23 protein-coding genes are annotated in these 26,810 nt (G+C 70.1%); 11 read left to right on the top strand and 12 right to left on the bottom strand.

Annotated elements, in window-relative coordinates; all coding sequences use genetic code 11:
* Positions 1-23: 23 nt before the first annotated feature.
* The 5 genes from AC0HI0_RS46200 to AC0HI0_RS46220 all read right to left on the bottom strand — a co-directional run bounded on the left by AC0HI0_RS46200 (position 24) and on the right by AC0HI0_RS46220 (position 4,354).
* Positions 24-1,271, bottom strand: coding sequence for a hypothetical protein (locus AC0HI0_RS46200; RefSeq protein ID WP_480929779.1), 1,248 nt, complete (start codon positions 1,269-1,271; stop codon positions 24-26).
* A gap of 162 nt (positions 1,272-1,433) precedes the next feature.
* Positions 1,434-2,153: an ESX secretion-associated protein EspG gene (locus AC0HI0_RS46205; protein WP_480929780.1), complete on the bottom strand. Its 720-nt coding sequence runs from the start codon at positions 2,151-2,153 to the stop codon at positions 1,434-1,436.
* 2 nt (positions 2,154-2,155) lie between these two features.
* Entirely contained in the window at positions 2,156-3,418 is a 1,263-nt protein-coding gene (locus AC0HI0_RS46210; RefSeq protein WP_480929781.1) for a WXG100 family type VII secretion target, read from the bottom strand.
* Positions 3,418-4,044 carry a DUF3558 domain-containing protein gene (locus AC0HI0_RS46215; RefSeq protein ID WP_480929782.1) on the bottom strand — a complete coding sequence of 209 codons (627 nt, stop codon included), beginning with the start codon at positions 4,042-4,044 and terminating at the stop codon, positions 3,418-3,420. The genes AC0HI0_RS46210 and AC0HI0_RS46215 overlap by 1 nt, the downstream gene beginning before the upstream one ends.
* 4 nt (positions 4,045-4,048) lie before the next feature.
* Complete coding sequence (locus AC0HI0_RS46220) at positions 4,049-4,354, bottom strand: PE domain-containing protein (RefSeq protein WP_480929783.1); 306 nt, start codon at positions 4,352-4,354, stop codon at positions 4,049-4,051.
* A 366-nt stretch (positions 4,355-4,720) separates the two neighbouring features.
* Here AC0HI0_RS46220 and AC0HI0_RS46225 point away from each other — a divergent pair, with 366 nt between their 5' ends.
* Positions 4,721-5,161 (top strand): hypothetical protein, encoded by a 441-nt coding sequence (locus AC0HI0_RS46225; RefSeq protein ID WP_480929784.1) that lies wholly within the window; start codon positions 4,721-4,723, stop codon positions 5,159-5,161.
* 63 nt (positions 5,162-5,224) lie between these two features.
* Here AC0HI0_RS46225 and AC0HI0_RS46230 read toward each other — a convergent pair whose 3' ends face one another.
* The 3 genes from AC0HI0_RS46230 to AC0HI0_RS46240 all read right to left on the bottom strand — a co-directional run bounded on the left by AC0HI0_RS46230 (position 5,225) and on the right by AC0HI0_RS46240 (position 8,185).
* Positions 5,225-6,505, bottom strand: a complete 1,281-nt coding sequence (locus tag AC0HI0_RS46230; protein WP_480929785.1) for a serine hydrolase domain-containing protein — start codon at positions 6,503-6,505, stop codon at positions 5,225-5,227.
* Between the two features lie 112 nt (positions 6,506-6,617).
* Positions 6,618-7,379 carry an ABC transporter permease gene (locus AC0HI0_RS46235; protein WP_480929786.1) on the bottom strand — a complete coding sequence of 254 codons (762 nt, stop codon included), beginning with the start codon at positions 7,377-7,379 and terminating at the stop codon, positions 6,618-6,620.
* A complete protein-coding gene (locus AC0HI0_RS46240) occupies positions 7,376-8,185 on the bottom strand; it encodes an ABC transporter ATP-binding protein (protein ID WP_480929787.1) in 810 nt (269 codons plus the stop codon). Before AC0HI0_RS46240 ends, AC0HI0_RS46235 begins: the two co-directional genes overlap by 4 nt.
* Before the next feature lie 312 nt (positions 8,186-8,497).
* Between AC0HI0_RS46240 and phoU the strand changes: the two genes are divergently transcribed.
* Positions 8,498-9,184, top strand: a complete 687-nt coding sequence (gene phoU / locus AC0HI0_RS46245; protein ID WP_480929788.1) for a phosphate signaling complex protein PhoU — start codon at positions 8,498-8,500, stop codon at positions 9,182-9,184.
* Between the two features lie 36 nt (positions 9,185-9,220).
* Here the strand turns inward: phoU and AC0HI0_RS46250 are convergent, their stop codons facing one another.
* On the bottom strand, positions 9,221-10,126 hold the full coding sequence (locus AC0HI0_RS46250; protein ID WP_480929789.1) for a zeta toxin family protein: 906 nt from the start codon (positions 10,124-10,126) through the stop codon (positions 9,221-9,223).
* 328 nt (positions 10,127-10,454) lie between these two features.
* Here AC0HI0_RS46250 and AC0HI0_RS46255 point away from each other — a divergent pair, with 328 nt between their 5' ends.
* Positions 10,455-11,825: an alpha/beta hydrolase gene (locus AC0HI0_RS46255; protein WP_480929790.1), complete on the top strand. Its 1,371-nt coding sequence runs from the start codon at positions 10,455-10,457 to the stop codon at positions 11,823-11,825.
* 89 nt (positions 11,826-11,914) lie between these two features.
* Here the strand turns inward: AC0HI0_RS46255 and AC0HI0_RS46260 are convergent, their stop codons facing one another.
* A complete protein-coding gene (locus tag AC0HI0_RS46260; RefSeq protein WP_480929791.1) occupies positions 11,915-14,752 on the bottom strand; it encodes an ATP-binding protein in 2,838 nt (945 codons plus the stop codon).
* Between the two features lie 230 nt (positions 14,753-14,982).
* Between AC0HI0_RS46260 and AC0HI0_RS46265 the strand changes: the two genes are divergently transcribed.
* From AC0HI0_RS46265 to vanX, 5 genes are all read left to right on the top strand, one after another.
* The gene (locus AC0HI0_RS46265; protein ID WP_480929792.1) at positions 14,983-16,533 is read left to right on the top strand and encodes a S8 family peptidase; all 1,551 of its coding nucleotides are present in this window, start codon (positions 14,983-14,985) and stop codon (positions 16,531-16,533) included.
* 58 nt (positions 16,534-16,591) lie between these two features.
* Entirely contained in the window at positions 16,592-18,055 is a 1,464-nt protein-coding gene (locus AC0HI0_RS46270) for a trypsin-like serine protease (protein ID WP_480929793.1), read from the top strand.
* 331 nt (positions 18,056-18,386) lie between these two features.
* Positions 18,387-19,349 (top strand): NAD(P)-dependent oxidoreductase, encoded by a 963-nt coding sequence (locus AC0HI0_RS46275; RefSeq protein WP_480929794.1) that lies wholly within the window; start codon positions 18,387-18,389, stop codon positions 19,347-19,349.
* Positions 19,346-20,377 (top strand): D-alanine--(R)-lactate ligase, encoded by a 1,032-nt coding sequence (gene vanA, locus AC0HI0_RS46280; RefSeq protein ID WP_480929795.1) that lies wholly within the window; start codon positions 19,346-19,348, stop codon positions 20,375-20,377. The genes AC0HI0_RS46275 and vanA overlap by 4 nt, the downstream gene beginning before the upstream one ends.
* Positions 20,374-20,982 carry a D-Ala-D-Ala dipeptidase VanX gene (gene vanX / locus AC0HI0_RS46285; protein ID WP_480929796.1) on the top strand — a complete coding sequence of 203 codons (609 nt, stop codon included), beginning with the start codon at positions 20,374-20,376 and terminating at the stop codon, positions 20,980-20,982. The genes vanA and vanX overlap by 4 nt, the downstream gene beginning before the upstream one ends.
* Here vanX and AC0HI0_RS46290 read toward each other — a convergent pair.
* Together AC0HI0_RS46290 and AC0HI0_RS46295 are read right to left on the bottom strand one after the other, a co-directional pair.
* Complete coding sequence (locus AC0HI0_RS46290) at positions 20,958-22,067, bottom strand: sensor histidine kinase (protein ID WP_480929797.1); 1,110 nt, start codon at positions 22,065-22,067, stop codon at positions 20,958-20,960. The genes vanX and AC0HI0_RS46290 overlap by 25 nt on opposite strands.
* On the bottom strand, positions 22,060-22,755 hold the full coding sequence (locus AC0HI0_RS46295; RefSeq protein WP_480929798.1) for a response regulator transcription factor: 696 nt from the start codon (positions 22,753-22,755) through the stop codon (positions 22,060-22,062). Before AC0HI0_RS46295 ends, AC0HI0_RS46290 begins: the two co-directional genes overlap by 8 nt.
* Positions 22,756-22,938: 183 nt before the next feature.
* On the opposite strand from AC0HI0_RS46295, the gene AC0HI0_RS46300 reads away from it, so the two are divergent.
* From AC0HI0_RS46300 to AC0HI0_RS46310, 3 genes are all read left to right on the top strand, one after another.
* Entirely contained in the window at positions 22,939-23,373 is a 435-nt protein-coding gene (locus AC0HI0_RS46300; RefSeq protein ID WP_480929799.1) for a M15 family metallopeptidase, read from the top strand.
* 570 nt (positions 23,374-23,943) lie between these two features.
* Positions 23,944-25,323: an MFS transporter gene (locus AC0HI0_RS46305; protein ID WP_480934547.1), complete on the top strand. Its 1,380-nt coding sequence runs from the start codon at positions 23,944-23,946 to the stop codon at positions 25,321-25,323.
* A gap of 713 nt (positions 25,324-26,036) precedes the next feature.
* Entirely contained in the window at positions 26,037-26,783 is a 747-nt protein-coding gene (locus tag AC0HI0_RS46310; protein WP_480929800.1) for a response regulator transcription factor, read from the top strand.
* The last annotated feature ends 27 nt before the right edge of the window (positions 26,784-26,810 follow it).

Consider the following 26,810-nt stretch of genomic DNA (forward strand, 5'->3'; position numbering starts at 1 on the left):
ACAGCCTCCGGCTTTCGTTGCCCCTAAGGAATCTTGTCGAGTCGGGTGAGCGCCTCACCGGCTTTGGCGGCGTGTTCTTCCAGCCGGGTCTTCTGCTCGTTCAGTTGGGTGGCACCGTCGTGCATCGACTCGGCCGTCGCTGTGGCGTCCGAGAGGTTGTCGATCTCCGGGATCCGCTTGATCGTGTCAAGGAGTTCCTCGATGGTGGCGAAGTAGCTCCGCATCGTCTCCACGATGTTCCGCATCGCTTCGAAGAGTTCGAACACCCTCGGGACCATCTCCAGGATGGCCGCGACGTCGTCCATCAGGTCTTCGATGTCGACACCGAAGAGCTTGCCGACCCACTTGGCGGTCGACTCCAGCAGGCCCCAGGCCCAACCGATGAACGGGACGGCCTTCGTGGCGATGCGCTGGGCCGCCCGGATGATGGCCTTGATCGCCCCGATGGCCGTCCGGGCGATCTTCTTGGAGACCTCGGCGACCTTGGCGAAGCCGGTGGCGATGAACGCGCCGAGCTTCTCGCCTGCCCAGACCGCACCCTTCTGCCAGAAGACGTCGAGGAACTGGGTGAATGCCCCTGCCGCGTCACCCCGCCAGTGGTCGGTGGCCAGCCTGGTTCCGTTGCCCAGCAGGCTCGCGGCGAGCAGCCCGAGATTCTTGCCGACGCTCGTCCATGCCTCGCCGTTGGCCGAAATGCTGTTGTAGTTGCCGGCGATCGGCGAGATGAGCGAGTCGGTGAAACCCTTGCCGCCGTCGACGTCGCACTCCTCCCAGATCCAGTCGAGCACGGTCAGCGCCGCTCCGAGGTCGCCGAACTCGTCGGAGTAGTCGGTGTCCGGCCGGTCGATCTCGCCGATCTCCAGGTTCGTGTAGTGGAACTTCGACTGGCCACCCTCGGTGTAGTTCGCGTAGCCGTCGTGCCCGTAACCCGCACCGAAGGTGATCTTCTCGGCGTTGTCCTCGCCCAGCTTGTTGTACTCGAACATCGAGATGTTGCCTTGCTCGACGTGCCCGTAGTCCCCGGCCGCCGCGCGGACGCTGTCGCCGAGATCGCAGAGCTTGCGCTGCATGAGGCTGAACGCCGAGCCGACGAGCACGGACGCCTCACCTTCGACGATTTCGCCGAGGGGCTTGAGCAACCCGGTGAAGCCGTGCGCACTCATGCCTTCGTCGCGGGCCAGGGTCTCGATGGTCGGCAGTGTGTAGCCGGCCTCCGCCCCGAGGTAGAGGCCGAAGTCGGCGACCGCGGACTGGTCGACTTCAAAACCCACGTTTCTCCCCGTTCGTAGTCTCTTGTCCTGCTTGATGAACACTCGGCTGACCGGGCCGGCCACGAGGTCGGAACCGCCTGGGGTCGAGGACGCCTCGGACGGCACAGCGAGCTGTGCTCCGTCGTGCCGGATCCGGGCAGGTCGCCTTCAATCGCCGAAGATCTACGGGAGGGCGTTGTTCAGCTTGTAGAGGTGTCGGGCGATGGTCTGGTCGGAGCCGGGGTTGACCATGACCCAGCGTTGTCCGGCCGAATCTGTCTCCGTCGTGATGAGCCACCGTCCGGTCGGGACGTCGAGGATGGTCAGGAACCCTTCCGCACGGCGGAGTTTGCCCGTTCCGTCCCGCCGCGCGGTGTAGAGCTTGGCCAGACCGGTGCGTGGCTCGGCGGTCAAACGGTGCAGGGCGCGAGCGTCGAGGTTGTCGGGATCGTTCACGTCGCTGCTGCGCAGGTTGAGCGACAGCCCGCGGCCGGCTCGCAGCGCGGGGAGCCGCTCGACCAGCGCTTCCGCGGGGTGGGTCGGGGACGCGGGGCCGAACCGGAGCACACCGCTGTCCCTCTCGACCAGGACCGCGTCGTGGTGGTTCGCCGAGACGACGGCGGTGCGTGGCTGATCGGGGCCATCGGCGAGCCAGCCGTAGAACTCGGTATCGGCACGCGCGACCAGCGCCAACGCCGACCGCAACTCCGGGTGCGGTGTTCCGCGGTCGGCCAGGCCGTCCCGTTCCAGTTGGTCGAAGACGGCCCGGACGATGTGTTCTCTTTCGGTGTGGGTGGCACCGGGCGAGGCGACGGTGAGCGCGGTGTGCTGCGTGCCGTTGTTGTCGTGTCTCCACAGGACGTCGTAGGCGAGTTCGGTCAGGCTGATGGAGGTGCGGAGCAACGTCAGCCGCCCAGGACCGGGGGAGCGGGCATCGGCAAGGGACCCACGATGTCGTTGCCGTGTTCTTCGGTGACGAGGTACTCCGGCGTGCCGTGCTCACTGTCCTCGTGCTGGTCCGCTCGCCCGACAGGCGCCATCGGAGACCCACCAAACCCTTGTGGGAGCGGCATGTTCCGTACCGCGCCTGCTCCACTGCCGCTGCGACCGACCTCGGTCTGCGCCCCCAGCACCCCCGATCGCGGCCCTGCGGGCAACGGCCCGTCACCTGGACCCCCGCCGAATGCCTTGCCCGCCCCCGACGATGCGTCATGCCGGCCTGTGCCGGGCTGACCGGTCGTACGTGAGTAGGGCGTCGGAGAAGTGCCGATCACGGAGTGCGCAGTCGATGACGCGCTGGGCGTGAATCCGGACGGCGCGGTGGTTCCCGACGTGCGCGGAGTGGATTGGCCGCCTTGGGGTTCGGAAGGTGTTGGAGGGGCGGACGATGTGCGCGGGCCGGCGTGCTCGGCACCGGGATCGCCAGGCGCGGCCGCGGGGACGGTCGTGGACGAGGCGCCCGGGACAGGGGCCACCGGGTTCTGGCCTTGGCTCGACGGAGTGGCGTACTGGCCGTGCGCGGGCGGACGGCCGTCGTCGCCGGGCTGGCCGTAATCCACCCCATCGCGAGGGATCCCGGGCACCTGCCCGCTCTGGTAGGTCGTGTCGACGGCCTGTGAGTCGACGCCCTGGGCCGTGGTGCCGGCGATGGGTGCCGGCAGCTCACTCCGGTTGACCCGGCTGGTCGCCTGGTACTCGGTGTAGACCCGTCGGTTCTCGGCCTCGCAGGCGTGATAGCTGTTGATCGCGTCCTCGGTGTCGGTGTCCCACGGCGTCACGTGGTCCCACACGCTCTTCGTCGGCGGTTCCGCGGGCATGTCGCGGAGTTGCTCGCGGTTGAAGTCGTACTGGTAGGACTGGTTGGCGACCGAGTGGTTGAAACGGGGAAGGGTCTCCTGGAGATCGCGCATCGCCTTGTTGATCGGCGTCAGCGCCTGCCCGGCCGCGTCGGCCGCGGAGCCGGTCCAGTTCTCGCCCAAGGAGGCGCTGATCCGGCTCAGCGCGTCCTCTACCCGCGAGTACCGGCCGGCGGCCTGGGCCGCCGCGTCCGCCGCCCTGCTCAGGGAACCGGATCCGTGGCCGCCGGTCAGCAGGTCGAAGATCTCCTTGCCGGTCATCCCGTCGGCGCGGGTGTCGTCCTGCGCCTCGGACGGCGGCGTCGGAGCCATCAGGATCCCTTCTTGATGCTGGTCACCATGAGGTCGGCGGCTTCACGCGCCACCACGCACGGCTCACCGATCCGCGGGGAGGGCTTCGAGCCGGTTCGGGCGAGGACGCTGACCAGGATGTGCTGTGTGTCGGTGAGGCCGACGGCGAGCCCGCACTCGCCGTTGTCCCGGGCGTCCCGCAACGCCACGAACACCGTCGGCAGTTCGTGGAGCGCCGGCTGCGGCTCGAACAACTTGAAGCTCTGTCGCCGGTCGTAGAGGCTGTCCAGCCCGCCGCCTCCGGCGACGAAGGACAAGCCGAGGGTGAGCCCGCTCGGCCCTGCCAGGTCGCTCCAGACGCATGCCTTGCCGGCGGGTCCGCTGTTGTCCCGCTTCTCCGCACCGGCGATGCCGAGACCCTGCAACTGGCCGTCGGTGAGAACCGCGCAGGAATCGGCTTCGGCCGCGCGGAAGTCCACCGGGTTCGAGACCCTGGGGGCGCCGTGCTCCGTGGTCGCGCTGTCGGCGGAAGCCTTGGTCGAGGATCGGGTGCTGCCGGTGTCCGCCGACGGCGTCCCGCCGGTCGTGTTGGAACACCCCGAGAGCAGGAACAGCAGCCCGCTCGCCACCAGAACTGAAAACCGCACGTGGTCAGCCGTTCGACGTGAAGGAGGTGGCGTTGCCGTGGTCCACCGCGGAGTATTGGTCAATGGTCTTCTGCAACTCGCTCATGTGCTTGTCGATCGATTTCCACAGGAAATCGTTGGCCTGCTGGCAGTTGTCGCCGCGTTCGTTCGCCGCAGCGGCGTAGAGTCGACTCGACAGGTCATTCCCCGGTGGTTGGACTTGGTTCAGCATCTCCGTCGAGATCTTGATGGACTGCAACTCCTTCAGGACCTCCAAGTACTCGGCAGCCGCTCGTCTCATGACGTCCAGGTCGACTTCCACCGTGCCCATTCGGCTCTCTATTCCAATTCGAAAAGAATAGTAGTCGTGTCTCGTCACCCGCTCGACGCCTGGCGGAGTCCTCTTGTCGGCGAGTACGCGGTGCAGTGTCCCAAATGCGAAACACTTACTCAAGTGCGTCGAATGTGACGATCTATCAAGAGATTTGTGAGTCGCTGGACCGTCCGAGTGATCGGGTGCTGATCATCGCAGGATTCACGGCCGGGACGAATGGGGCGTGGCGAGGGGGCCGACTTCGGTGTCCCGAAGGTGGGTGTGGCCCGCCGGTGCGGGAGGTCGACGGGTGGGTCGCGTCGGTGGGGGAATCACGTCGTGCGACCCGAACGACATGTGAGGGGTCGTCATAGGCTGGCCGCCATGGGCGCCCCCGACAGAGTCGCGATCAACCACGACGACTACCACGCTGAGCACGTAGGCCGCACCGGCGACGGCAGGCAGTTCTTCCTGACCACGCCGTTCGAGTCGGCGGGGGAGGGGCCGGGCAGCGAGTTCGTGGCGCTGTTCCTGTTCGACGAGTCCGGCAAGTTCCTGGAGGCCAGGATCGACGAGTTCGGGCCACGGTCCGAAATGGACCGGGCCGCGCGCCGGGCCCGGTACGAGGCCCGGCTGCGTGAACTCGGCGAGGTGACCTTCACCCGGATCGAGGTGGAACCGTTCAGCGTGGAGCGCTTCGGCACCACGTTCGGCCTCATCCCGAGGCCGGGTGACGACGAGGACGATCCGTGGTGGGTCGAACTCCACCCCGGTGACTACATGGCCTTCTCGGAGCCCTGGGACAGCGGCGACTACGACACCTAGACGTAGGTCACGTGGTCGCCGCCGTCCCAGGAAGCCGACCCTGTGGAGCGGCCGGGGGCCTTGTCACCCGAGGCAGGATCGGACGGCCTTGGCCAGGCTCGCCGCGCGCGGGTCGTCGGGCCGGTAGGACCAGAGGTTGGTCACGTAGCCGAAGCCGACGCCGGCGTCGGGGTCCGCGAAGCCGATCGAGCCGCCGGATCCCGGGTGGCCGAACGAACCCGGCCCGACCATCGGCATCGGCCGGCAGGCCCGCATGAAACCCAGCGACATGTAGAAGGAGCGGTCGGCCGGGACGTTCAGGCCCGGTGGCAGGCCGTGCATCGGCGTCCGGTCGGTCTGGACGACTGTCGCCCTCGCCACCGTCGTGGGGTTCAGCAGGCGCACGCCGTCGACGTCGCTCACCGTCGCGGCGTACATGCGCGCCAGCGAACGGGCGTCGGAGAGCATGTTCGCTGCGGGGAACTCCGCCGCGCGCCAGGCACGTGTGGTCCAGTACTCGGTGGTGACGTCGAAGGCTCCGCCGAGTTCGGCGGCGCGGGTCTGGTCCGAGTCCGGGCTGTAGGTGGCTTTGATCCACGCGGTGACGGTGTCCGCGTCCAGCCCGGTCAACGCGATCATCCCGGCGGTCAGCTCCTCCAGGCCGAGCGGCGCGGCGTCCTCGATCAGGGCCATCCGTCGCTCCTGCTCCTCGGGCAGCCCGATCCAGGTGCTCAGCCCGAGGGGGCGCACGACCTCGTCGGCGAAGAACGTGCCGAGGGACTTGCCGGTGATCCGGCGGACGATCTCGCCGACCAGGAACCCGTAGGAGTGGCTGTGGTACATGTGTTGCGTGCCGGGCTGCCACAGCGGCTCCTGCGCTTCGAGCGCGCGGATGACCGGGTGCCAGGCGCACGCCTGCTCGAAGGTCAGCGGTCCGTCCACCAGTGGCAGGCCGACCTGGTGCGACAGCAGCCAGCGCACCGGGATCCGGTCCTTGCCGTTGGCGCCGAACTCCGGCCAGTACCTCGACACCGGGGCGTCGAGGTCGAGCCGGCCGCGCTGCACCAGCATGTGGGCGCAGATCGCGGTGGCGCCCTTCGTCGTGGAGGCGACCCGGACGATGGTGTTCTTGCGCCAGGGCTGTTTCGTCTTGCGGTTGGCCAGGCCGCCCCACAGGTCGACGACCGGGCGACCGCCCACGTAGACGCTGCACGCCGCGCCGATCTCGCCGGGGTTTCCCTTGAAGTTCGCGCGGAACGCGTCGGCGACCTTGCCCCAGCCGTGCTCCACGCCGTTGTCGACGCAGCCACCGCGCGCGGCGTCGGCGGGGCTGTCGACGGCGGCGAGCGCGCCCGCGCCCACCATGCCCGTTAACACGGTCCTGCGTCGGACGTGTCCCTGTTCGGGCGTAACGCTTTCCTCGTCTGCCATGCGGTGGTCCTTTCATGGGGCACGGAGTGGATCACGTGCAACGGTGTCAGGAGATCTTGCGGCGGTAGGTGATCGTGGCGAAGGTGTAGGCGACGACGAGGATTCCGGCGCACCAGGCCAGGGCGATCCAGATGTCGGTACCGACCGGCTGCTGCGTGTACAGGTCGCGGATGGCGTTGACGATGGACGTCACGGGCTGGTGTTCGGCGAAGGCGCGCACCGGACCCGGCATGGTGTCGGTCGGCACGAAGGCGGAACTGAGGAACGGCAGGAAGATGAGCGGGTAGGAGAACGCGCTCGCGCCGTCCGACGACTTCGCGGTGAGGCCGGGGATGACGGCGAGCCACGTCAACGCGAGGGTGAACACGACGAGGATGCCCGCGACCGCGAGCCACGCCGGAACGCCGGCTCCCGAGCGGAATCCCATGAGCAGGGCGGCCAGGACGACGACCACGAGTGAGATCAGGTTGGCGACCAGCGAGGTCAGCACGTGCGCCCACAGCACGGCGGAGCGTGCGATCGGCATGGACTGGAAGCGTTCGAAGATGCCGCTTTTCATGTCCAGGAACAGCCGGAACGCGGTGTAGGAGATGCCCGACGCGACCGTGATGATCAGGATGCCGGGCAGCAGGTAGTCCACGTAGGAAGCGGACTGCGTCCTGATCGCGCCGCCGAACACGTAGACGAACAGGAGCATGAAGGCGATCGGCATGATCGCGGTCGTGATGATGGTGTCCAGGCTGCGGGTGATGTGACGCAGTGACCGTCCCAACAGGACGGTGGTGTCGCCGAGGAAGCGTCTGGTCATCGTCGGGCCTCGCTCGTCGGCTCCGACGCCGCGTCGTCGCCGGTGGTACCGACGAGGGTGAGGAAGACGTCTTCGAGGGTCGGTTGCTTCTCGACGTACTCGACGTTCGCGGGCGGGAGCAGCTGCTTGAGCTCGGCGAGGGTGCCGTCCACCAGGATCCGGCCCTCGTGGAGGATCGCGATCCGGTCGGCGAGCTGTTCGGCTTCGTCCAGGTACTGCGTGGTGAGCAGGACCGTCGTGCCGTGCTCGGCGAGTTTCCGGACCGCCTGCCAGACCTCGATGCGCGCCTGGGGGTCCAGCCCGGTCGTCGGCTCGTCGAGGAAGATGACCGGCGGATCGCCGATGAGGCTCATCGCGATGTCGAGGCGGCGGCGCATGCCGCCGGAGTACGTCGAGACCTTCCGCGCTTCCGCGTCGGTCAGCGAGAACCGCCCGAGCAGGCCGTCCGCGATCCGGCCCGGGTCCTTGAGGTGCCGCAGCCGGGCGATCAGCACGAGGTTCTCCCGCCCGCTGAGGATTTCGTCCACGGCGGCGAACTGGCCGGTGAGGCTGATGGACTCCCGCACGTCGGCGGCCTGCGTGGCGACGTCGAAGCCGTGCACGCCGGCGGTCCCGGCGTCGGCCTTGAGCAGGGTGGACAGGATCTTCACCACCGTGGTCTTGCCGGCTCCGTTCGACCCGAGCAGGGCGAAGATGCTGCCGCGTGCCACGGCGAAATCCACGCCGCGCAGCACTCTGAGTTCTTTGTACGACTTTTCCAGGCCCTGCACGTGGATCGCGGGCCCGGTTGGCGCCTGGGCTGTCATGGGTGGGTCTTCCTGTCCGTCTTCTGGGCGCGTGCGATCGCGGCGGGTCGGCCGTTGCCGCTCCAGGGCGATCCGGCCCCGCCTCGACGAGGTCCGTGCAGCTACTCGGTGCTGCTGAGTACTGGTACACGGTAACACTGACTAGTGGCGTCGGCGCAAGCCCCGGCGAGCGGAAGGAACGCGTAAGTTCGCGGCCGGAACCCTTGTCGTCCTTGCGGGGAAGGGATTTCATGGCGGATGAGGATCGGTCGCGGTACGCGTGCAGGGCGCGTGCGACCTCGGTCCAACCCACCGGCACGGAGAGGAGTTCCGATGCGCGACGCCTTCCAGCACCGACGAGACGTCCTGGTCCTGCAACTGGCCCGGATGTGCGACCTGGCGGGCACCGCGTTGAAGAAGGCGACCAGGGCCTTGCTGGACAACGATCTCGCGCTCGCCGAACGGGTCGTGGACGCCGACCACGAGCTGAACGAGGCCAGGGTGCGCGCCGAGCACGACGCGCAGGTCCTGCTGGCGCTGCAATCCCCGGTGGCCCGCGACCTGCGGACCATCCTGTCGGTCGTGCACGGCGCGGAGAACGCCGAACGGATGGGCGACCTGGCCCACCACGTCGCGCTGGCGGTGTGCCGCCGACACCCCGAACCCGCCGTGCCCCGCCTGCTGCGCAACAGGTTCGAGCAGATGGGCGACCTCGCGGTCCGGATGGCCCGCACCGCCGGCCGCCTGGTCCGCGAACCCGACCCGGCGCTCACCCGAGCCCTGGTCTCGGTGGACGACCAGGTGAACGACCTGCACCGGTCGCTGTTCACCGTCGTCGGCGTCCGGGACTGGGACCACGGCGTCCCGACCGCCGTGGACGTCATCCTGATCAGCCGGTACTACGAGCGTTTCGCCGACCACGCCGTGTCCGTCGCGCACCGCAGCGCGCAGGCGTTCACCGGGGCAGTGGTGATGCCCCGCCCGGAGCGGCGCGATCTCCGGACGGGGCATCGGTCTTAGGAACGGTGGATCGGCCACGGCCCGCGCGGCCCCGGGTCAGCCGCGGTCCACCAGGGTGGCGGGGATGTCGGTGGCGTCGTAGAGGTACCAGTGGTCGAAGCGGTCCTTGCGGTCCTCGAAGACCCGGCGGTTGACGCTGGTGTAGTCCGGGTCGGCGGAACTCTGGATGTAGGACGCCAGCACGTGGCGGCCCTCGCACCGGTCACCGTTGCGGTACTTCTCGTAGCCCTGGCGGTGGCGCTGGTCGACGCGGCGGAGGCTGACGTCGATCGGCACGTCGAGGAACAGCGCGGTGAACTGGTCGTAGCCGTCGTCGCGCAACCGGTCGAGCCGCCGGTCCACCCCGTCGTGGGAACTCATCGTGGTGTCCCAGATGACGTTCTTGCGGTCCCGGGCGGCCAGCCCGGCGACCAGGTCGGCGATCACCGACGCCTCTTTCTGGACCAGTTCCGAGCCCTCCAGCGGCGCGATCCCGTCGATCTCCGGGACCAGGCCGTGCTCGCACAGCTTCTCCTTGGCGTCGTCGGCGTTGAGCACGAGGTACCGGCTCGGGTCCACGTCGGGGTTCTGGTTCAGCGCCGTGGTCTTGCCCGCGCCGGGCAGGCCGCCGGTGAACAGCACCTCCCCTTCGTCGGGTGCCCACTCGCCCCGCGCGTACAGCTCGCCGGCGATGCGCTGCTGCCACGCCGCGCGTTCGGGGAGCCAGTGCACGCCGTCGCCGTCGACGGTGTGCGTGACCGAGGTGGCCCTGCCGTGCGCGAGCGCGTCGGCGACCTTGGCGTCGACCTCGCGGACGTGGGCGGCCCACTGCTCGTCGGACAGCGGCGCCGGGCTGCCCGGCACGCCGGCCGACGCGGTGACCGGCACCGCTGCCCACAGGACCGTCGCCAGCACCGCGAGCGCGAGCCGCGACCACCACGGGCGTTGGGGCTTCTCCGACATCGCGGCCATCCTTGCTCGGCGCATCCTGTCCCCTCCGGACGTCACGGGACGCCGTCGCGGCGTCCTGTGGACGCATAGTCGTGGCACCACGGGAGTCCTGCCAGTCGACGGGCGGTGCGTCACCTGGACAGGTTGCGCCCCGCCGAGGTTCGGGTGAACGCCGACACGCACGGTCGTCGCCCGCGCGGGCCCGCGCGCGTCGGCCGGTCCTGCCCTGGTGGTCCCCTCGGTCGGCGATCGGGGTCATCTCAGGGTTTTCCCCGACACCGCAAGGATTTTGCGCCCACATACTCGCTCTTGGAGAGATCCGCAGTCACCAGGAGGACCTGTGAGACGTGCCCCTGTCCTGCTCGCCGCACTGCTGCTGGCGAGTTCCACCACCGCGACAGCCACCGCGCAAGCGGCACCCGGCATCGCCTGGCGGCCGTGTGCGGAGAACACGGCGGTCGAGTGCGGCACGATCGCCGTGCCGATAGACCACGCACGACCGGCGAGCGGCACCATCGACGTCGCGGTCGCCCGCGTCAAGGCGACCGGCAGCAAGCAGGGCACCCTGGTGTACATGCCGGGCGGGCCGGGGGACTCGGGCGTCGATTCCCTGCTGGACCGCAGCGTCGTGCCGCCGGCGGTGGCCGAGCGCTTCGACGTGGTCAGCTACGACGCGCGCGGCACCAACCGCAGCCATCCGGTCGTGTGCGACCTGGGGTTGCTGGCGAACCTGCCCGAGTTCGTCCTGGACGCGGGCGCCCGGCTCGCGGTCGTCCGGGACTACGCGCGCGACCTCGGCGACAGTTGCCGACGCAACACCGGCCCTCTGATCGACCACATCGACAGCGTCAGCGTCGCACGTGACATCGACGCGATCCGGGCCGCGCTGGGGGAGCGGAAGATCACGCTGTACGGCCGGTCCTACGGCACGCTCACCGGCCAGATGTACGCGGAGACCTTCCCGCACCGCGTTCGCGGGTTGGTCCTGGACAGCGTGTTCGACCACAGCCTGACGCCGGCGCGGTTCGTCGGTGCCGCGGCCCGTTTCGGCGAGGACTCGTTCAACGAGTTCGAGAAGTGGTGCGCCGCCGACACGACGTGCGCGTTGCACGGCCAGGACCCGGGCCGGGTGTACGGGGAGCTGTGGGACAAGGCGGTGCGCGGGGAACTGCCGCTCACGCCCATGACCTTGGCGCGCAACGTGGTCGACTTCTTCTACCGGCCGAACTGGGCGGGTGCCGCCGCTCGGCTCAAGGCGCTCGCCGACGGGCCGGCCACGGCGAAGGCGGCCGAGACCGTGCCGTTCCCGCAGGCGGCGTTCTGCGCCGACCACCGGGTCCGGATCTCGGGCCGGCAGGAGTGGGAGGGGTGGTGGCGCGCGCAGAACGCGGCGGCACCGACCGTCCGCACGCACTTCGCGTTCGCCTTGGTCTCGCTGTGCTCGGCGTGGCCCGCCGCGACCCCCAACCCGCAACACCGGACGACCGTCGACCGAGTGCCGCCGGTGCTGATCATGAACGCGCAGCACGACCCCGCGACCGGTCTTGAATGGGCGCGCAGCGTCAACCGGCAGCTGCGCGGCAGCGTGCTGCTGACCTACGACGGCTGGGGTCACGGCGTGCTGGACCGCACGGACTGCACGCGGGCCGTGTTCACCGCCTACGTCGTGGACGGCACGACACCGCGACCGAGCACTCACTGCCGAGCGTGAACCTGCCTCCCGGCGCGTGACGACCGGCGGCCCGGTGATCGACCGGGCCGCCGGCCTGCCTCAGCGGAGTTGCCGCGCCCCGCGGCTCATCAGAGGTGGACGTCGTGGCGTGAGGTGGCGTTGAGCTTCCGGCGGACCTTGACGACGTACTCCTCCACCGTGCGGCGGGACAGGAACAGGGCCTGGGCGATCTCGCGGTTGGTGTGGCCGCCTGCCAGGAGACGGGCGACGTCCTGTTCACGCGGGGACAGTTCGCTGCCGTAGCCACGCCTGCCACGACGCGACGGCGTGGCCGCGCCGGTGCTGCGGATGCGGTGCCGGCAGCGGGCGGCGTCGACGGTCGCGCCGAGCGACTCGTACGACCGGGCGAGCACGTCGAGCGCCGTGGCGTCGGCGAGGGCCGCGTCCTCGGCCTGCTCGGCGAGCTGGGTGGCCCGGTAGGTCAAGCCCAGGTCCCGGTGCTGGTCGATCGCCTCCCGGTAGAGCACGCCCGCTTCCTCGCGACCGTCCGCTGCGGCCAGCCGTGCCCGGCACGCGGTCAGCGCCGCGTGGGCCAGCGGCGCGTCGACACCGGTCAGACCGGCGGTCGTCTCCTCGACGAGCAGTCGCGCGGCGTCGACGCGGCCGACCGCCAGGTAGCAGTCGACGGCCTGGGGCAGGATGTCGCCCGACCACACCCACGCGCCCTTGCTCCGCAACATCGCCACGCCGCGTTCCACGTGTTCCTCCGCCGACGCGGTCTCGCCGCGGCTGAGCAGCATGCCCGCCATGCCCCCGGCGGCCGAGACGCCCACCGGGAAGACCTGGGCGAGCGGGTAGGAACCCGCCGCCCGGAACGCCTCCTCGGCCTGCACCCACTCGCCCCGGGCCGCCGCCAGCCAGCCTCGCGTGAGGTTCAGGTCGGTGGTCAGCAGCAGGTTCGCGTAGGTGCCGACCAGCCGGTCGATCCGCTGCTCCAGCCCGGACCACTGGCCGTCGAGCCAGTCGAGCCGCACCGCCGTGGCCTCGGCGGTGCCGACGACGTAGGAGGCGGCGACCCGTTCGGCCAGGGTGATCCCGGTGCGCAGGAACTCCCGCGCGCGGGAGTAGTGCCCGATCCACGAGCACGCGTCCGCCAGGTTGCAGTGCGCCCGCGCCAGGTGGTGGATCTCGTCCGGGTCGTGCACGTCCGAAGCGGACGGGAGCTGGGCGATGCGGTCCCACGTGCTCGGGTCGCCGACGACGAGCCGGCCGCCGAGCGTCGTGGCCAGCAGGGCGGTGCGCAGCGCCTGGGTGGGCAGGTGGTCGACGATCCCCTCGACCCGGCCGAGCGAGGCCCGGTGCTCGGCGATGGACCCGGTGCCCAGGTACGGCCCGGCCATCGCCGCCAGGCCGCGCACGGTGCGTTCGGGCTGGTCGCCGAGCAGGTCGAGGGCCCGGGTGATCTCCTCGGCACCGCGGTCCACCTCGCCGGTCTCGCGTTGCAGCAGCAGCCCGAACCACAGGTGCACCTCGCCCCGGACGTCCGGGGCCAGCCGGGGATCGGCCAGCAGGCCCTCCACCCGCGCGGTCAGCGCCCCGCCGGGCAGTCCGGTCAGGGCGTAGGCGCACAGCCTGGTGGCCAGCCGGTTCGCGTCCTCGGGACCGGTCTCCGGATCGGCGAGCACCTCGGACAGCAGGTCGACCGCGGTGAACACGTCCTTGACCTCTTCGGCGGCCTCGGCGGCGAGTTCGCTGTAGCGCAGCCACTCGGCCTTCAGACCCGCCGCCTTGGCGTGCGCGGACAGCCGGGCAGCGGGGGCGTGGTCGAGTGCGGACAGCACCGCCACGGCACGTTCGTGCAGTTCCCGCCGTCGCCGGTTGGGCAGCGAAGCGCACACCGCGCGCCTGGCGATGTTGTGCCGGAAGCCGAACCTGTTCGCCGCCTCCTCCACGAGCACGCCGGACTCCACCAGCACGGCCACCTGCTCGGCCGCCGGCTTCCCCGCCACGGCGCCCAGGACGTCGGCCGTCTCCGGCACGCCCAGCACCGCGGCGGCCTCGGCGACGCGCCGCGCGGCGGCGGGCAGGGCCGCCATCCGTTCCGCGATCGCCTCCGCGACCCGGACCGGCACGTCGATCCCGTCCAGCACCTGCCGGGCGAGGTCGTCCCCGGCGCGCACATCACGCACCGGATCGCGCAGCGCACGCACCGTTTCCTCGATCACGAAGGGGATTCCGGCGGTCTCGTGCAGCACGGCCTCGGCGAACCGCTCCGAGGTCACCGACGCCCCCACGAGCGCGTCGACCAGGGCGCGCACCTCCACCGCGCCGAAGGGGCGCAGGACCAGGTCGACCCCGGCCACCCCGTGCGGGACGTGGAAGGCGTGGCCGAACGGGGCACCGGTGGGCAGGTCCTCCCGGCGGTAGGTCGCCACGACCGACAGGCCCGGCGGCGGGTTCCCCATCACGAACCGCAGCACCCGGCGGGTCTCCTCGTCCGCCCAGTGCAGGTCTTCGAGCACCAGCACGGTGGGCCCCAGGGCGCGGAGCAGGTCGCGCACGGCGCGGAAGACCCGGTGCCGCTCGGCGTCGGGATCGCCCAGGGCACGCGGCGCGGGCGGCAGCCGGTCGGCGAGTTCGGGCAGGTGGGCCCGCAGCGCGCCGGTCACCGGACCGGGATCGTCCAGGTGGTCGCCGCACTGGCTCAGGCAGTCGAGGAGCACCCCGTACGGGAACGGCTCGGACAGCGGCTGGCAGGTGCCCACGACCACCCGCGCGTTCCCGTCGTGGGCGGCGGCGAACTCCGCGACGAGCCTGGTCTTGCCCATCCCGGCCGGACCCTCCACGAAGACGACCGACGGCGCGCGCCCCACGGCGTCGAGCACGGCGGCCAGTTCCGCGTCCCGGCCGATCATCGGCGCCGAGCCGGACCGGACGGGACGGGGGTTCGCGCGATCATGACCCATGCTCGCTCCTGTCGGTGGTCCACCCGCAGCGGAATGCCCGACAGGATAGGTCGGCCGGGCCGGGCACCGTAACCCCGCGAGCACGAGCACCCGCCCCGCGCGCGACCCGGGGCGAATACGGGTCATCACCACACTTGTTCCCGTTTATGCCAAGCCGAAGGGTGGTGCCCGAGCGGCCCGATGTCCGAACAACCCTGCAACGGCCGCTCGAACGCTCGATGGAGGAATCGATGCAAGAACGCAGAAAGCGGTGGATGTCGAGCCTGTTCTCCGTCGCGGTCGCCACCGCCGCGGTGGCGACCGCGAGCGGCGAAGCCGTGGCGCAGCAGGCGGAATCGGCCGTCGCCCAAGCCGATCGGCCCTATCCCGGGCAGTACATCGTGGTGTTCCGGGACGGTGCCCGCGCCACGTCCGACGCGCAGGCCGCGACGCTCACCCAGCGCTACGGCGGCGAGGTGACCGACACGTACTCGGTCACCTTGAACGGGTTCGCGGTCCGGGGTCTCTCCGAGCGGCAGGCGCGGCGGCTGGCCGCCGACCCGTCGGTGAAATCGGTGCACCAGGACGGCACCACCAGGGCGACGGGCGAGCAGACGAACCCGCCGTCGTGGGGCCTGGACCAGATCGACCAGCGCAACGTCACCCTGGACAAGAAGTACACCTACCCGAACTCGGGTGAGGGGGTGACCGCCTACGTCATCGATTCCGGTGTCTACGCCCAGCACTCCGAGTTCGAGGGCAGGGCGGGCTACGGGTACGACTTCCTCGACAACGACACCGACGCGAGCGACTGCTTCTGGCACGGCTCGCACGTGGCGGGGACGATCGCCGGCAAGACCGTCGGCGTGGCCAAGAAGGCCAAGGTCGTGGCCGTGCGCTCGCTGGACTGCAAGGGCTCGGGCCCGGACTCGGCCACGGTCAGCGCGATGGAGTGGGTGGCCAAGAACGCCGTGAAGCCCGCCGTGGTCAACATGAGCCTGGGCATGGACACCGCCGGGGTCGGCGACGAGCAGGTCAAGGCCCTGGTGGCCAAGGGGATCGTGGTGGCGGTCTCCGCCGGGAACGAGGGCAAGGACGCGTGCGGGGTCAGCCCGGCCCGCGTCCCCGAGGCGCTCACCGTCGGCCACTTCAACAAGGACCGCACCCGCAGCGGGAACTACGGCCGTTGCGTCGACCTCTTCGCGCCGGGCGGCAACATCTACTCCAGCGACAACACCGGCGCGTTCCGCACCGGCAGCGGCACGTCCATGGCCTCACCGCACGTCGCGGGCGCGGCGGCGCTGTACCTGTCGGCGAACCCCACCGCGACCCCGCAGCAGGTCGGTGACGCGCTGGTGCGCAGCGCGAGCCCGGACCTGCTCACCAACCCCGGGACGGACTCGCCGAACAAGCTGCTCTACGTCGGCGACATCGGCGGCGGCACCCCGCCCAAGTGCGGGGCCAAGGCCAACGACCAGGACGTGGCCATCCCCGACGACGGCACGGCGGTGGGCAGCTCCGTGAGCCAGGACTCCTGCCAGGGCAAGGCTTCGGCGACGCTGCCGGTGCGGGTCGACATCGACCACGGCTACACCGCCGACCTCGCCGTCGACCTGGTCGGACCGAGCGGGACGTCCTACCCGCTCAAGCGCTCGGGCGGCGTCGGCGAGTCCGGCGGGGTGCACCAGAGCTTCACCGTCGACGCCTCGCGCGAGGACGCGAACGGCACCTGGCAGCTCTCGGTGCGGGACGTCCACCGGTTCGACGCCGGCACGCTCACCGGCTGGTCGATCACGTTCTGACCACAGTGGACGGACATCCCAGTCCCTCTTTCTCTTACCCTGCGATTGAAGGAGCACGATGAAAACCCCACGCTTCGCCACGGCGGTGGCCCTGGCGCTGGCCGCGATCACACTGCCCGTCGTGAACGCCGCCGACGCCGCGCCGGCCGACGACATCAGCATCGCGGCGACCCCGACCGACCAGCTCCGGCCGCCGGACGTGGGCACCCAGATGATCAACGGGGAGCGCACCACGGTCAAGGAGTACCCGTTCGTCATCGCGGGCATGCGCGTCGGTGGCGGCGGCCCGCAGGGGCAGTCCTGCACCGCTTCCGTGGTCGCCAAGCGCAAGATCATCACCGCCGCGCACTGCATGATCGACGCCACCGGCGACAAGAGCTACATCTACGGCGACGACGACCTGAACACCCCGGGCGACGAGACGTTCCGCACGGCCGTCGCGTCGTTCAAGACCCACCCCGGGTACACCGGTGTCGGCGGTTGGAAGACCGGCAACGACGTCGCGGTGGTCACCACCGTCGACGACCTGCCGGTGCCGGAGAGCCAGTGGGCCAAGGTGGCGGGCTCCGGGGACAGCGCGCTCACCCAGCCGGGCAAGTCCGGCACCTCCCTGGGCTACGGCAAGACGTCGTCGAGCGGCGGTTCCGGCGAACTCCGCAAGACCACCCTGCCGGTCAACGACCCCGGCGGCTGCCAGGTCTTCGACATCAAGGTCAACGGTGACCTGATGGTGTGCACCGGCTACAACGACGGGCGCACCGCCAACTGCTCGGGCGACAGCGGTGGTCCGTTCATCGTGGACGGCGTGATCGTCGGTGTCTCGTCGTGGGGTGCCAGCGCCTGCAACCGCTACAGCATCATGGCGCGGCTGACCAACTCGATGGGCGACTGGGCCAAGGGCGAGATCGGCGGCACCCAGCCCGGCGACGGCAAGTTCGGGGTGGCGTTGTCGCCGTCGTCGGGCAAGGCCGCGCCCGGCAAGCACGTCTCCACCAGCGTCACCACCACGGCGGGCGACCAGGGCCCGGAGAAGCTCGACCTGAGCGCGTCCACCCTGCCCGCCGGGACCACGGCCACCTTCCAGCCCACGTCGGTCAACTCCGGCGAGGTGGCCAAGTTGAGCCTGCAAACCTCGGCGAGCACCCCGGCGGGCACCTACAAGGTGACCGTCACGGCCAAGGGCGCTTCCGCGTCCAAGACCGCCGAGTTCACGCTCACGGTCGGCGACGGCGGCACGACCAACGGCCCGAAGCCGTCCGTGTCACCGAGTTCCGGCAGCGTCCCGCCCGGCGGCTACGCCAACGCGACGGTCACCGTGACCGGCGGCACGGGTCCGATCCGGCTCAGCGGCACGGGCATCGCCCAAACGCCGATGTTCTCGCCGCAGACCGTCAACCCCGGTGGCACTTCGCGGATGACGCTCATGGGCCCGTACCAGCGCGGCACCTACAAGGTGACCATCACCGCGACGGACAGCGCGGGCAAGACCGGCACCGCGGAGTACACCCTCACCGTCCGGTGATCCTCCGACCGGCGGGGTCCGTGATCGCGGACCGAAGCCCGCTGTAGACCCGTGGAGCCCGTGACCGCCCTTGCGGTCGCGGGCTCCACGGCCGTGTCCTGCCACGGCTCTTCGGGTCGGGATGCGATCCGATGGGACGGCTGGTGCGCAATCGGGGCGTGCCCCTTCGGGTTGTCGGACGGCGGCTTATCGTCGGTGTATCGAAAACCGCATACGCGCCGGCAACACCGCCTCGCCTTGACTGGGGCGCGTGACTCACGGCGAACCAGCACGAAAGGCGGCCCGCCGCACCAGGTTGCCGGCGTCCTCGTCGCCTCCGGCCGTCCCGGGAATGGGCATCACGGTCTACGGGTGCGAACAGGACGAGGCTGTCCTGTTCCGGGAGCTGGCCCCGCGATTCGGGGTGGCGCCGATCATCACCGAGGCGGCGGTATCCGCGGCCAATGCCGACCTGGCGTCCGGGAACCGGTGCATCAGCGTCGGTCACAAGAGCCGGATCCCGAACACCGCCCTTCTCGCGCTCAGCCAGGTCGGCGTGACCTACGTCTCCACCAGGAGCGTCGGGTACAACCACATCGACGTGGAGTACGCGCGGAGCGTCGGCATCTCCGTGGAGAACGTCGCCTACTCGCCCGACAGCGTCGCCGACTACACGTTGATGTTGATGCTGATGGCGGTGCGCAGCGCGAAATCCGTGATCCGCCGGGCCGATGCCCACGACTACCGGCTGGGCGACGTGCGCGGGAAGGAACTGCGCGACCTGACCGTCGGGGTGGTCGGGGTGGGGCGCATCGGCGCGGCGGTCCTGGACCGGCTGCGCGGGTTCGGCTGCCGCGTGCTGGCCTGCGACAACCGGCGTGACGCCGCCGCCGACCTCGTTCCGCTCGACGACTTGGTGCGGCGCAGTGACATCGTCACGCTCCACACCCCGTTGAACGCGGACACGCACCACCTGCTCGACGGTCGACGTATCGCGTTGCTGAAAGACGGCGCGTTCGTCGTCAACACCGGGCGCGGGGCACTTGTCGACACCGAGGCCCTCATCGAGGCGTTGGAGAGCGGGCGGTTGGGTGGCGCGGCGTTGGACGTCCTCGAAGGGGAGGAGGGCGTCTTCTACGCCGACTGCCGGGACAAGCCCATCGCGAGCGGGGCGTTGCCGCGGCTCCAGAGCCTGCCGAACGTGCTGGTCAGTCCGCACACCGCCTACTACACGGACCACGCCTTGCACGACACCGTGGAGAACACCCTCGTCAACTGCGTGAACTTCGCCAGCGAAAGGCGGCACTGGATATGAGAATCGGCATTGTCTTCGGCGGATCTTCCGAGGAGCACCCGGTTTCGGTGAAGTCGGCGCAGGAGGTCGCCCGGCACCTCGACACCGGGAAGTACGAGCCGTTCTGGATCGGGATCACGAAGGGCGGTGCGTGGCGGCTCTGCGCCGGCCCCGACCCGGACTGGGAGGACGGCGATTGCCGTCCGGTCGTGCTGTCGCCGGACCGCGACGTCCACGGCCTGCTCGTCCTGGAGGAGGGGAAGTACGAGACGATCGGCCTGGACGTCGTGCTGCCCGTGCTGCACGGCAAACTCGGCGAGGACGGCGCGGTGCAGGGCCTGCTGGAGTTCTCCGGCATCCCCTACGTCGGGTGCGACGTGCAGAGTTCGGCGTTGTGCATGGACAAGTCGCTCACCTACACCGTCGTGCGGAACGCCGGGATCGCCACGCCCGGCTTCCGGGTCGTCCCGGTGGGCGAGGACGTCGACCCCGACCGGTTCGACTACCCGGTCTACGTGAAGCCGGCGCGCTCGGGGTCGTCGTTCGGCGTCACCAAGGTGTCCCGCCCGGAAGAACTGCGCAGCGCGGTGGAGATCGCGCGGCAGTACGACTCGAAGGTGCTGATCGAAGAGGGCGTCGTCGCCAGTGAGGTCGGCTGCGCGATCCTGGGGGCCGGCGCGGAGCTGATCGCCGGCGAGCCGGACCAGATCACGTTGTCCCACGGCATCTTCCGGATCCACCAGGAGGACGACCCGGAGAGCGGTTCGGAGAACTCCACCATCACCGTGCCCGCGGAGATCTCGGCAGCGGAGCGCACTCTCGTCCAGGAGACGGCGAAGGCCGTGTACCGGGCGCTGGGGTGCACGGGCCTCGCGCGCGTGGACCTGTTCCTCAAGGCGGACGGAACGGTGCTCCTCAACGAGGTCAACACCCTGCCCGGCCTGACCTCGTACAGCCGCTACCCGAGGATGATGGCCGCCGCCGGGCTGCCGCTGGCCGGGGTGATCGACCGGGTCGTGGCGCTGGCCGTGGCCGGAAGAGTCCGATGAAGGACGGTTTCGTCCACCTCGACGAGGTCGTGCCCGGATTGCGGTGGGACGCCAAGTACGTCACCGGGGACAACTTCACCGGCCGACCCGTGGAGGGGTACCTGGCAAACCGGATCGTCGGCACCAAGGAACTGGGCGCGGCCTTGGAAGCGGCGCAGGAGAAGGCCGCGTGCCTCGGCTTCGGCCTGCTGCTCTGGGACGGCTATCGCCCGCAACGCGCCGTGGAGTGCTTTCTGCGCTGGTCGGCACAGCCTGAGGACGGCCGGACGAAGCAGCGGTTCTACCCGAACATCGACCGTGCCGAGATGGTCGAGAAGGGCTACGTGGCGGCCAAGTCCGGCCACAGCCGGGGCAGCACGGTCGACCTGACGCTCTACCACCTGGCCACCGGCGAACTCGTCCCGATGGGCGGTGGCCACGACCTGATGGATCCGATCTCGCATCACGGGGCGCAAGGGGTCACCCGACTCGAAGGGGAGAACCGGCAGCATCTCCGCTCGATCATGGAGACCTGCGGGTTTCGCTCCTACGCGTTCGAGTGGTGGCACTACACGCTGGAAGACGAACCGTATCCGGACAGCTACTTCGACTTCCCCGTCACGTAGTCGGGATCGGGTGGCGCGACGGGAAGTCGCACGGCGACGCGGAGTCCTCCGTCGGGCCGGGCGTCGAGGGTGAGCGTTCCGTCGTGGGCCTGGGTGATGCTCTTGACGATCGCCAGGCCGAGGCCGACCCCCGCGTGGCCGGTGCGCACGCGCCGGGTGCCGCGTTGGAACGGCTCGACCAGCGTGGCGACCAACTGCCGGGTGAGCTTCTCGCCGGTGTTCTCGACCGTGAGCAGCACCGTCCCGGAGCCGACGCTGGTGGTGACCCACACCGTGCCCTGCTCCGGCAGGTTGTGGACGATCGCGTTGTGCATGAGGTTCGTCGTCATCTGTTGCAGGAGCGTGTACGAGCCGACTGTGGGGGCGATGTCGCCGGAGGTCTCGATGGTGATGCCGCGTTCTTCGGCGAGGGGGAGCAGCGCCTCGGCGGCCTCCTCCGCCGCGAGCGACAGGTCCACGTGTTCAGGGGTGAAGGAACGCTGGTCGGCGCGGGTGAGCAGGAGCAGCGCCTCGGTGAGGTCGATCGCCCGGGTGTTGACGAAGTGGAGGCGCTCGACGAGTTCGTCGTTGTCGCGGTTCAGGTCGTTGCGGGCCACGTCGAGGAGGGTCTGCGTGATCGCCAGCGGGGTGCGCAGTTCGTGGGACGCGTTGGCCGCGAACCGCCGCTGTTCGGCGCTGTGCGCTTCCAGCCGCGCCAGCATGGCGTCGAAGGCGTCGGCGAGTTCGCGGAACTCGTCTTCGCGGCCCTCCAACCGGATCCGGTGCGAGAGCGACCCGTTCGCGGCCAAGCGCGTGGCGTGCGTGATGCGGGTCAGCGGCGCGAGCATGTTGCCGGCCAGGAACCAGCCGCCAACGAGGCCGAACACCAGCAGGAACGCCAGCGCCGCGACCGCCTTCGGGGCGAACGCCCGCACCAGCTCCGTGCGGTCGGGTGCGCGCATCGTCGGGTTCAGCAACACCTCGGGCACGTAGCGCAGCAGGAAGACCCACACGACCGCGAGCAGCAGGGCACCGGCGAGCATGATGAACGCCGCGTAGCTGAGGGTGAGTTTGAGGCGGACGCTCAAGCCGGGCACCCTATCCACGGCCGCCTCCCGCACGCCCGGGATCCGGTGCCGCGTCGATGCGGTAGCCGACGCCGGGCACCGTGGCGATGATCCACGGTTCCCCCAGCCGTTTGCGCAGGGCCGAGACCGTGATCCGCACGGCGTTGGTGAACGGGTCGGCGTTCTCGTCCCACGCCCGCTCCAGCAGCGCTTCGGCGCTGACCACACCGCCCTCGGCGGCGACGAGGACTTCGAGCACGGCGAACTGCTTCCTGGTCAGCGCGACGTAGCGGCCGTCGCGGTAGACCTCGCGGCGGAACGGGTCCAGCCGCAGGCCCGCGATCTCCCGCACCGGCGGCCTGTTGTGGGCGCGCCTGCGGTCGAGCGCCCGGAGCCGGAGCACGAGTTCCAGCAGTTCGAACGGCTTCGTGAGGTAGTCGTCGGCACCGAGCCCGAACCCCGAAGCCTTGTCGTCGAGCCGGTCGGCGGCGGTGAGCATGAGGATCGGGATCCCGCTGCCGGAAGCGACGATGTGCTGGGCGATCTCGTCCCCGGTGGGGCCGGGGACGTCGCGGTCGAGGACGGCGATGTCGTAGGCGTTGACGCTCAACATTTCCAGCGCGGTGTTACCGTCCCCCGCGATGTCCGCCGCGATCGCTTCCAGACGTAGGCCGTCCCGGATGGCTTCTGCCAGATAGGGTTCGTCCTCGACGATCAACACACGCATGCCCTCGACGTTACGGCCTGCCGCATGTCGTCGGCATATCGAAAACCACATACGGGCCGACAACGCCGTGCCGCCTCGACTGGAGGCATGGCGAACAGCGAACCGGCACGAACGGCAGCAGGCTACACCCGGTCGTCGGCGTCCTCCGCCGTGCGGCGTGGTCTCGGCAAGGCGCACGGTGCCGTGCCCGAACCGGTGCCGGTCTTCGACGACGAGACCCCGGCGGTGGCCAACCTCGATCCCGACCTGCTCGGTGCCCTGCGCCGAGCCGCGACCGATGCCGCGGACGAGGGGGTCGAGTTGTTCGTCAACGGCGGGTGGCGTTCTCCGCGGTACCAGGAACAGTTGCGCCTTGAGGTGATCGCGAAATCCGGTTCGGAAGAGGAAGCGGCCCGATGGGTGGCCACGCCCGACACGTCCGCTCACGTGTCGGGGGACGCGGTCGACATCGGGCCGCCCGTCGCCGCGGCGTGGCTGTCCGCGCACGGCGCGAAGTACGGGTTGTGCCAGATCTATCGCAACGAACCCTGGCACTACGAACTGCGGCCCGAAGCCGTCGACGGTGGCTGCCCGCCCATGTATCCCGACCCCTCGCACGATCCGAGGATGCGGCGGTGAACGGCCTGCCCGTCGTGTTTCAGCGTCGCTGCACGGGTTTGTCCCCGCCGCGTCGCGACACGTGCGCGAGACGCCAGGTGGCCACCGCGCACCCAGCCCGCCGGCGATCGTGATGCCGGGCAACAGGAAGGTGGCAGTCCGGTCGTCCCGCGCCCGCACGTCGTCGACGTCCGACGTCGGGTTCGCCGGGTCGTAGACGATCTCGATCTGCTCGCCCGACGCGGGGTCCGGCCACATCGTGAACGTCCCGTACGCGAAGCCCCCGGCCACCACCGCCCGCGACCAGTTCCCGGGCCTGAGGTGGCGACGGGCGTCCCGAGGTGTTGTATGGTCGGAGTATCGGGGTAGAAACGTGCTCTGGGGCTGGGCGTCCAGCCAGGGGCACGCGTATACACGGCATCGGACGACGCCGTCACTCCTTCACCCCGAAGGAGTTGCGCTGTGTCTCCCCGTGTTCGCGGTCTGTCCGGCGAGAGTCCTCGCACGACACCCGCGCCGTCCCGCCCCCCGCGTTCGCTGGCCGAGGTGTGGCCCGCGCTGGCCGGGCTCTCGGCGGTGTTCCTGTTCGAGATGCTCGACAACTCGATCCTCAACGTCGCGTTGCCGACCATCGGTCGTGAGCTGTCCGCGTCCACGACGACCCTGCAATGGGTGACGGGGACGTATTCCGTGGTGTTCGGCGGGCTGATGTTGGCGCTCGGCGCGCTGGCCGACCGTGCCGGTCGACGCAAGGTCATGCTCATCGGGCTCGTGCTGCTCGGTGCGGCGAGCCTGGCGACGGTGTTCGTCACGGTCGCGTGGCAGCTCATCGCCGTGCGGGCGGTCATGGGCGTCGCGGCCGCGATGACGACACCGGGGTCGCTCGCCCTCGCGTTCCGCCTGTTCGCCGACGACGGGCTGCGCGTGCGTGCGACCGCGCTGATCTCGACCGTGGGCTTGGTGGGCCTGGCCATCGGCCCCGCGGTCGGTGGGCTCGTGCTCGCTTTCGCGCCGTGGCAGGCGCTGTTGGTGGTGAACCTGCCCGTCGCCGCGCTCGCGTTCATCGGCCTCCGCGCCGGCATCCCCGTCGACGACCCCGCCGACCTGCACCGCGATCCGATCGACGTGGTAGGCGCTGTGCTGGGAACCGCGACGATCGTCCTCGCGCTGCTCACCCCCACGTTCTTCCTGGAAGCGGGCGCGGCCTCGGTGCTGCCCTGGGGTGCCTCGGCGGCGGCCCTCGTCGCCGGGACCTGCTTCGTCATCCGGGAGAAGACCGCCCGGCACCCGCTGCTCGACCTGGCGCTCGTCGCCCGTCCCCTCGTGTCCGGCGGCCTGGCGCTCAAAGCCTCGGCAGCACTGGCGACCGCCGGGCTCGGCTACCTGGTGACCCTGCAACTCCAGCTCGACCTGGGCTGGACACCCGCCCAGGCGGCCGTGGGGATGCTGCCGCAGGTCGTCGTCCTGATCGCCGGCGGTGCCCTCATCGGCCCGTTGATCACGCGTGTCGGCCTCACCGGGGCCGCCTGGCTCAGTTCGGGCGCGGTGGTGTGCGGACTCGCCGTCTACACCGCGTTCGGGCGGCTCGGCTACGTCTGGATCGCGCTCGCTCTCGTCCTCGTCGCGGCCGGTATGCGCGTGGTCGGTGTCGTGGCGGGCAACAACGTGATGCGCGGCCTGCCGCAGAACCGCACGACCATCGGGGCCGCGCTCGTCGACACCGCCGGCGAAGTCACCACCGGGATCGGCATCGCCTTGAGCGGAACGATCCTGGCGGCGTTCGTCTCCGACGCGCTGACCACGGCCTCGTGGAGTGCGCGGCAGACCGGCGACTTCCGCGCGGCAATCACCTGCGCCGGCCTCGCACTCACCCTGTTGTCCGCAGCTCTCGTGGGGTGGGGCATCTTCCGCGGCCCACGCCCCGAGAACGACGTGCCCACGACGGTCGCGCCCGAGGTGACGGACGCGTAGACGCCCGTCGGGCACCGCGCTTCGCGAGGAAGCGATGTTCGCCGAGGACCGGCTTCCCGGGGTCGACGGCCATTCCGTGCCCGTCATCCGTCTCGCCGGCGAGACGTCGCGGCCGAACCCCGGGGCACGTCGGCCGAGGAACTCGACCGCGACCCGGCCTGCAACGGCGACGTCGCTCTCCGCGTTCTTCATCGCCGGCTCCAGCGGGGTGGTGGTGGAGACCGCACGCCGCCGGGTCGCGGGTGAGCCGTCGAGCACTGTCGTGGAGGGCGCCGGCCCCGGATCGTGGATGCCGGGGCTTTCCGCTGATCTTTCGTGGGGGCGGCCGTCGGGCCGGGGTCCGGGTCGTTCCCCGCGTCCGACGGATTTCGGGACGGGTGAATCCCAGTGTGCCACGTGCATGAATTCTTCACGTACCCGCTTTGGGTGTCGGCCGGCTGTGGGCGCGCCGCGGTTTAAGGCTGCCGGTGGTCGGGTGCGTCGTCGGGGCGTGCGGTGCGATCGGGTGGCCCGCTGGTTTCGCGGTGCATTGCTCTGCTCGTTCGGAGCAATTCGTCCGTTTGGAGATCACCGGCCGTGATCAACGCTGGTCGTGAGGCATTTGATTGCGCTCTCCGATACCTCATGGGTAATCGATTGACTGGCTCGATCACGCGAAGCTAGACTCGCTGGAGCCCAGTCTCAGGTCGGGGGCGACGTGAAGGGGCTCCATTGTGGAGGCGGTATCCGTATTAGGCCGTTTGCCACCTGGTCGCGAAGGCGAGTTCGGTTCGAACGGATTCATTCGCATTCTGGTGGCGGCGCGCACGCTGGTCTTGGGCGCGGGAATCTCCTCGGTTCTCAATGAACATCGGGACTTCGAGGCGACGGACGTGTCGGGATCGTTTTCCGGACTGCTGGAGATGGTCTGCGAGAAATCCATCGAGGTCGTTCTGGTGGATGTCGCGCAAGGGGAATCGATCCGCGAGCTGCTCGATTCCAGGTCGGCCGGCGTGATTCCGGGTGTCGCGGTGCTCGCGATGGTGCCGGGTGATCCGCCGGCGGCGGACGGGCTGTCCGCGCTCGTGCGTTCGGGGGTCGACGGAATAGTGTCGGTGGACGACCACCCGGCGCAACTGGTGGACGCGGTCGACTCGGTCCGCGCGGGCTCCCGGTGGGTGAGCCCCACGCTGGGCGCCCTCCTGCTGGCCGGTTTCGCGCAGCGCGACCGCGAGCCGGTCCGGGCCGACGTCGACACGACCGCCCAGCTGACGCCCAGCGAGCGCGCGGTGCTCCTGCTGGTCGCGGACGGCCACACCGACCGCCGGATCGCCACCCGCCTCCAGCGCAGCGAGCGCACGGTCAAGTACCACGTGGCCAACCTCATGGCCAAGTTCCAGGCCAGCAATCGGGCGCACCTGGTCAACCTGTCCATTCGGGCAGGGGCGTTGCCGGTGCATTTCCCGAACGACCAGGGGTGAAACTGTCCGAACGACACGGGACAGCGG

This window comes from Saccharothrix sp. NBAS 001 (assembly GCF_056640475.1).

What these genes read in the sequence shown, in the direction of transcription:
- AC0HI0_RS46220 (WP_480929783.1), bottom strand. Translation starts at nt 4,354, where the DNA reads ATGGGCACGGTGGAAGTCGACCTGGACGTCATGAGACGAGCGGCTGCC.
- phoU (WP_480929788.1), top strand. Translation starts at nt 8,498, where the DNA reads ATGCGCGACGCCTTCCAGCACCGACGAGACGTCCTGGTCCTGCAACTG.
- AC0HI0_RS46225 (WP_480929784.1), top strand. Translation starts at nt 4,721, where the DNA reads ATGGGCGCCCCCGACAGAGTCGCGATCAACCACGACGACTACCACGCT.
- AC0HI0_RS46260 (WP_480929791.1), bottom strand. Translation starts at nt 14,752, where the DNA reads ATGGGTCATGATCGCGCGAACCCCCGTCCCGTCCGGTCCGGCTCGGCG.
- AC0HI0_RS46275 (WP_480929794.1), top strand. Translation starts at nt 18,387, where the DNA reads ATGGGCATCACGGTCTACGGGTGCGAACAGGACGAGGCTGTCCTGTTC.
- AC0HI0_RS46250 (WP_480929789.1), bottom strand. Translation starts at nt 10,126, where the DNA reads ATGTCGGAGAAGCCCCAACGCCCGTGGTGGTCGCGGCTCGCGCTCGCG.
- vanX (WP_480929796.1), top strand. Translation starts at nt 20,374, where the DNA reads ATGAAGGACGGTTTCGTCCACCTCGACGAGGTCGTGCCCGGATTGCGG.
- AC0HI0_RS46270 (WP_480929793.1), top strand. Translation starts at nt 16,592, where the DNA reads ATGAAAACCCCACGCTTCGCCACGGCGGTGGCCCTGGCGCTGGCCGCG.
- AC0HI0_RS46230 (WP_480929785.1), bottom strand. Translation starts at nt 6,505, where the DNA reads ATGGTGGGCGCGGGCGCGCTCGCCGCCGTCGACAGCCCCGCCGACGCC.
- AC0HI0_RS46235 (WP_480929786.1), bottom strand. Translation starts at nt 7,379, where the DNA reads ATGACCAGACGCTTCCTCGGCGACACCACCGTCCTGTTGGGACGGTCA.
- AC0HI0_RS46295 (WP_480929798.1), bottom strand. Translation starts at nt 22,755, where the DNA reads ATGCGTGTGTTGATCGTCGAGGACGAACCCTATCTGGCAGAAGCCATC.
- AC0HI0_RS46265 (WP_480929792.1), top strand. Translation starts at nt 14,983, where the DNA reads ATGCAAGAACGCAGAAAGCGGTGGATGTCGAGCCTGTTCTCCGTCGCG.
- AC0HI0_RS46210 (WP_480929781.1), bottom strand. Translation starts at nt 3,418, where the DNA reads ATGGCTCCGACGCCGCCGTCCGAGGCGCAGGACGACACCCGCGCCGAC.
- AC0HI0_RS46305 (WP_480934547.1), top strand. Translation starts at nt 23,944, where the DNA reads ATGCTCGACAACTCGATCCTCAACGTCGCGTTGCCGACCATCGGTCGT.
- AC0HI0_RS46240 (WP_480929787.1), bottom strand. Translation starts at nt 8,185, where the DNA reads ATGACAGCCCAGGCGCCAACCGGGCCCGCGATCCACGTGCAGGGCCTG.
- vanA (WP_480929795.1), top strand. Translation starts at nt 19,346, where the DNA reads ATGAGAATCGGCATTGTCTTCGGCGGATCTTCCGAGGAGCACCCGGTT.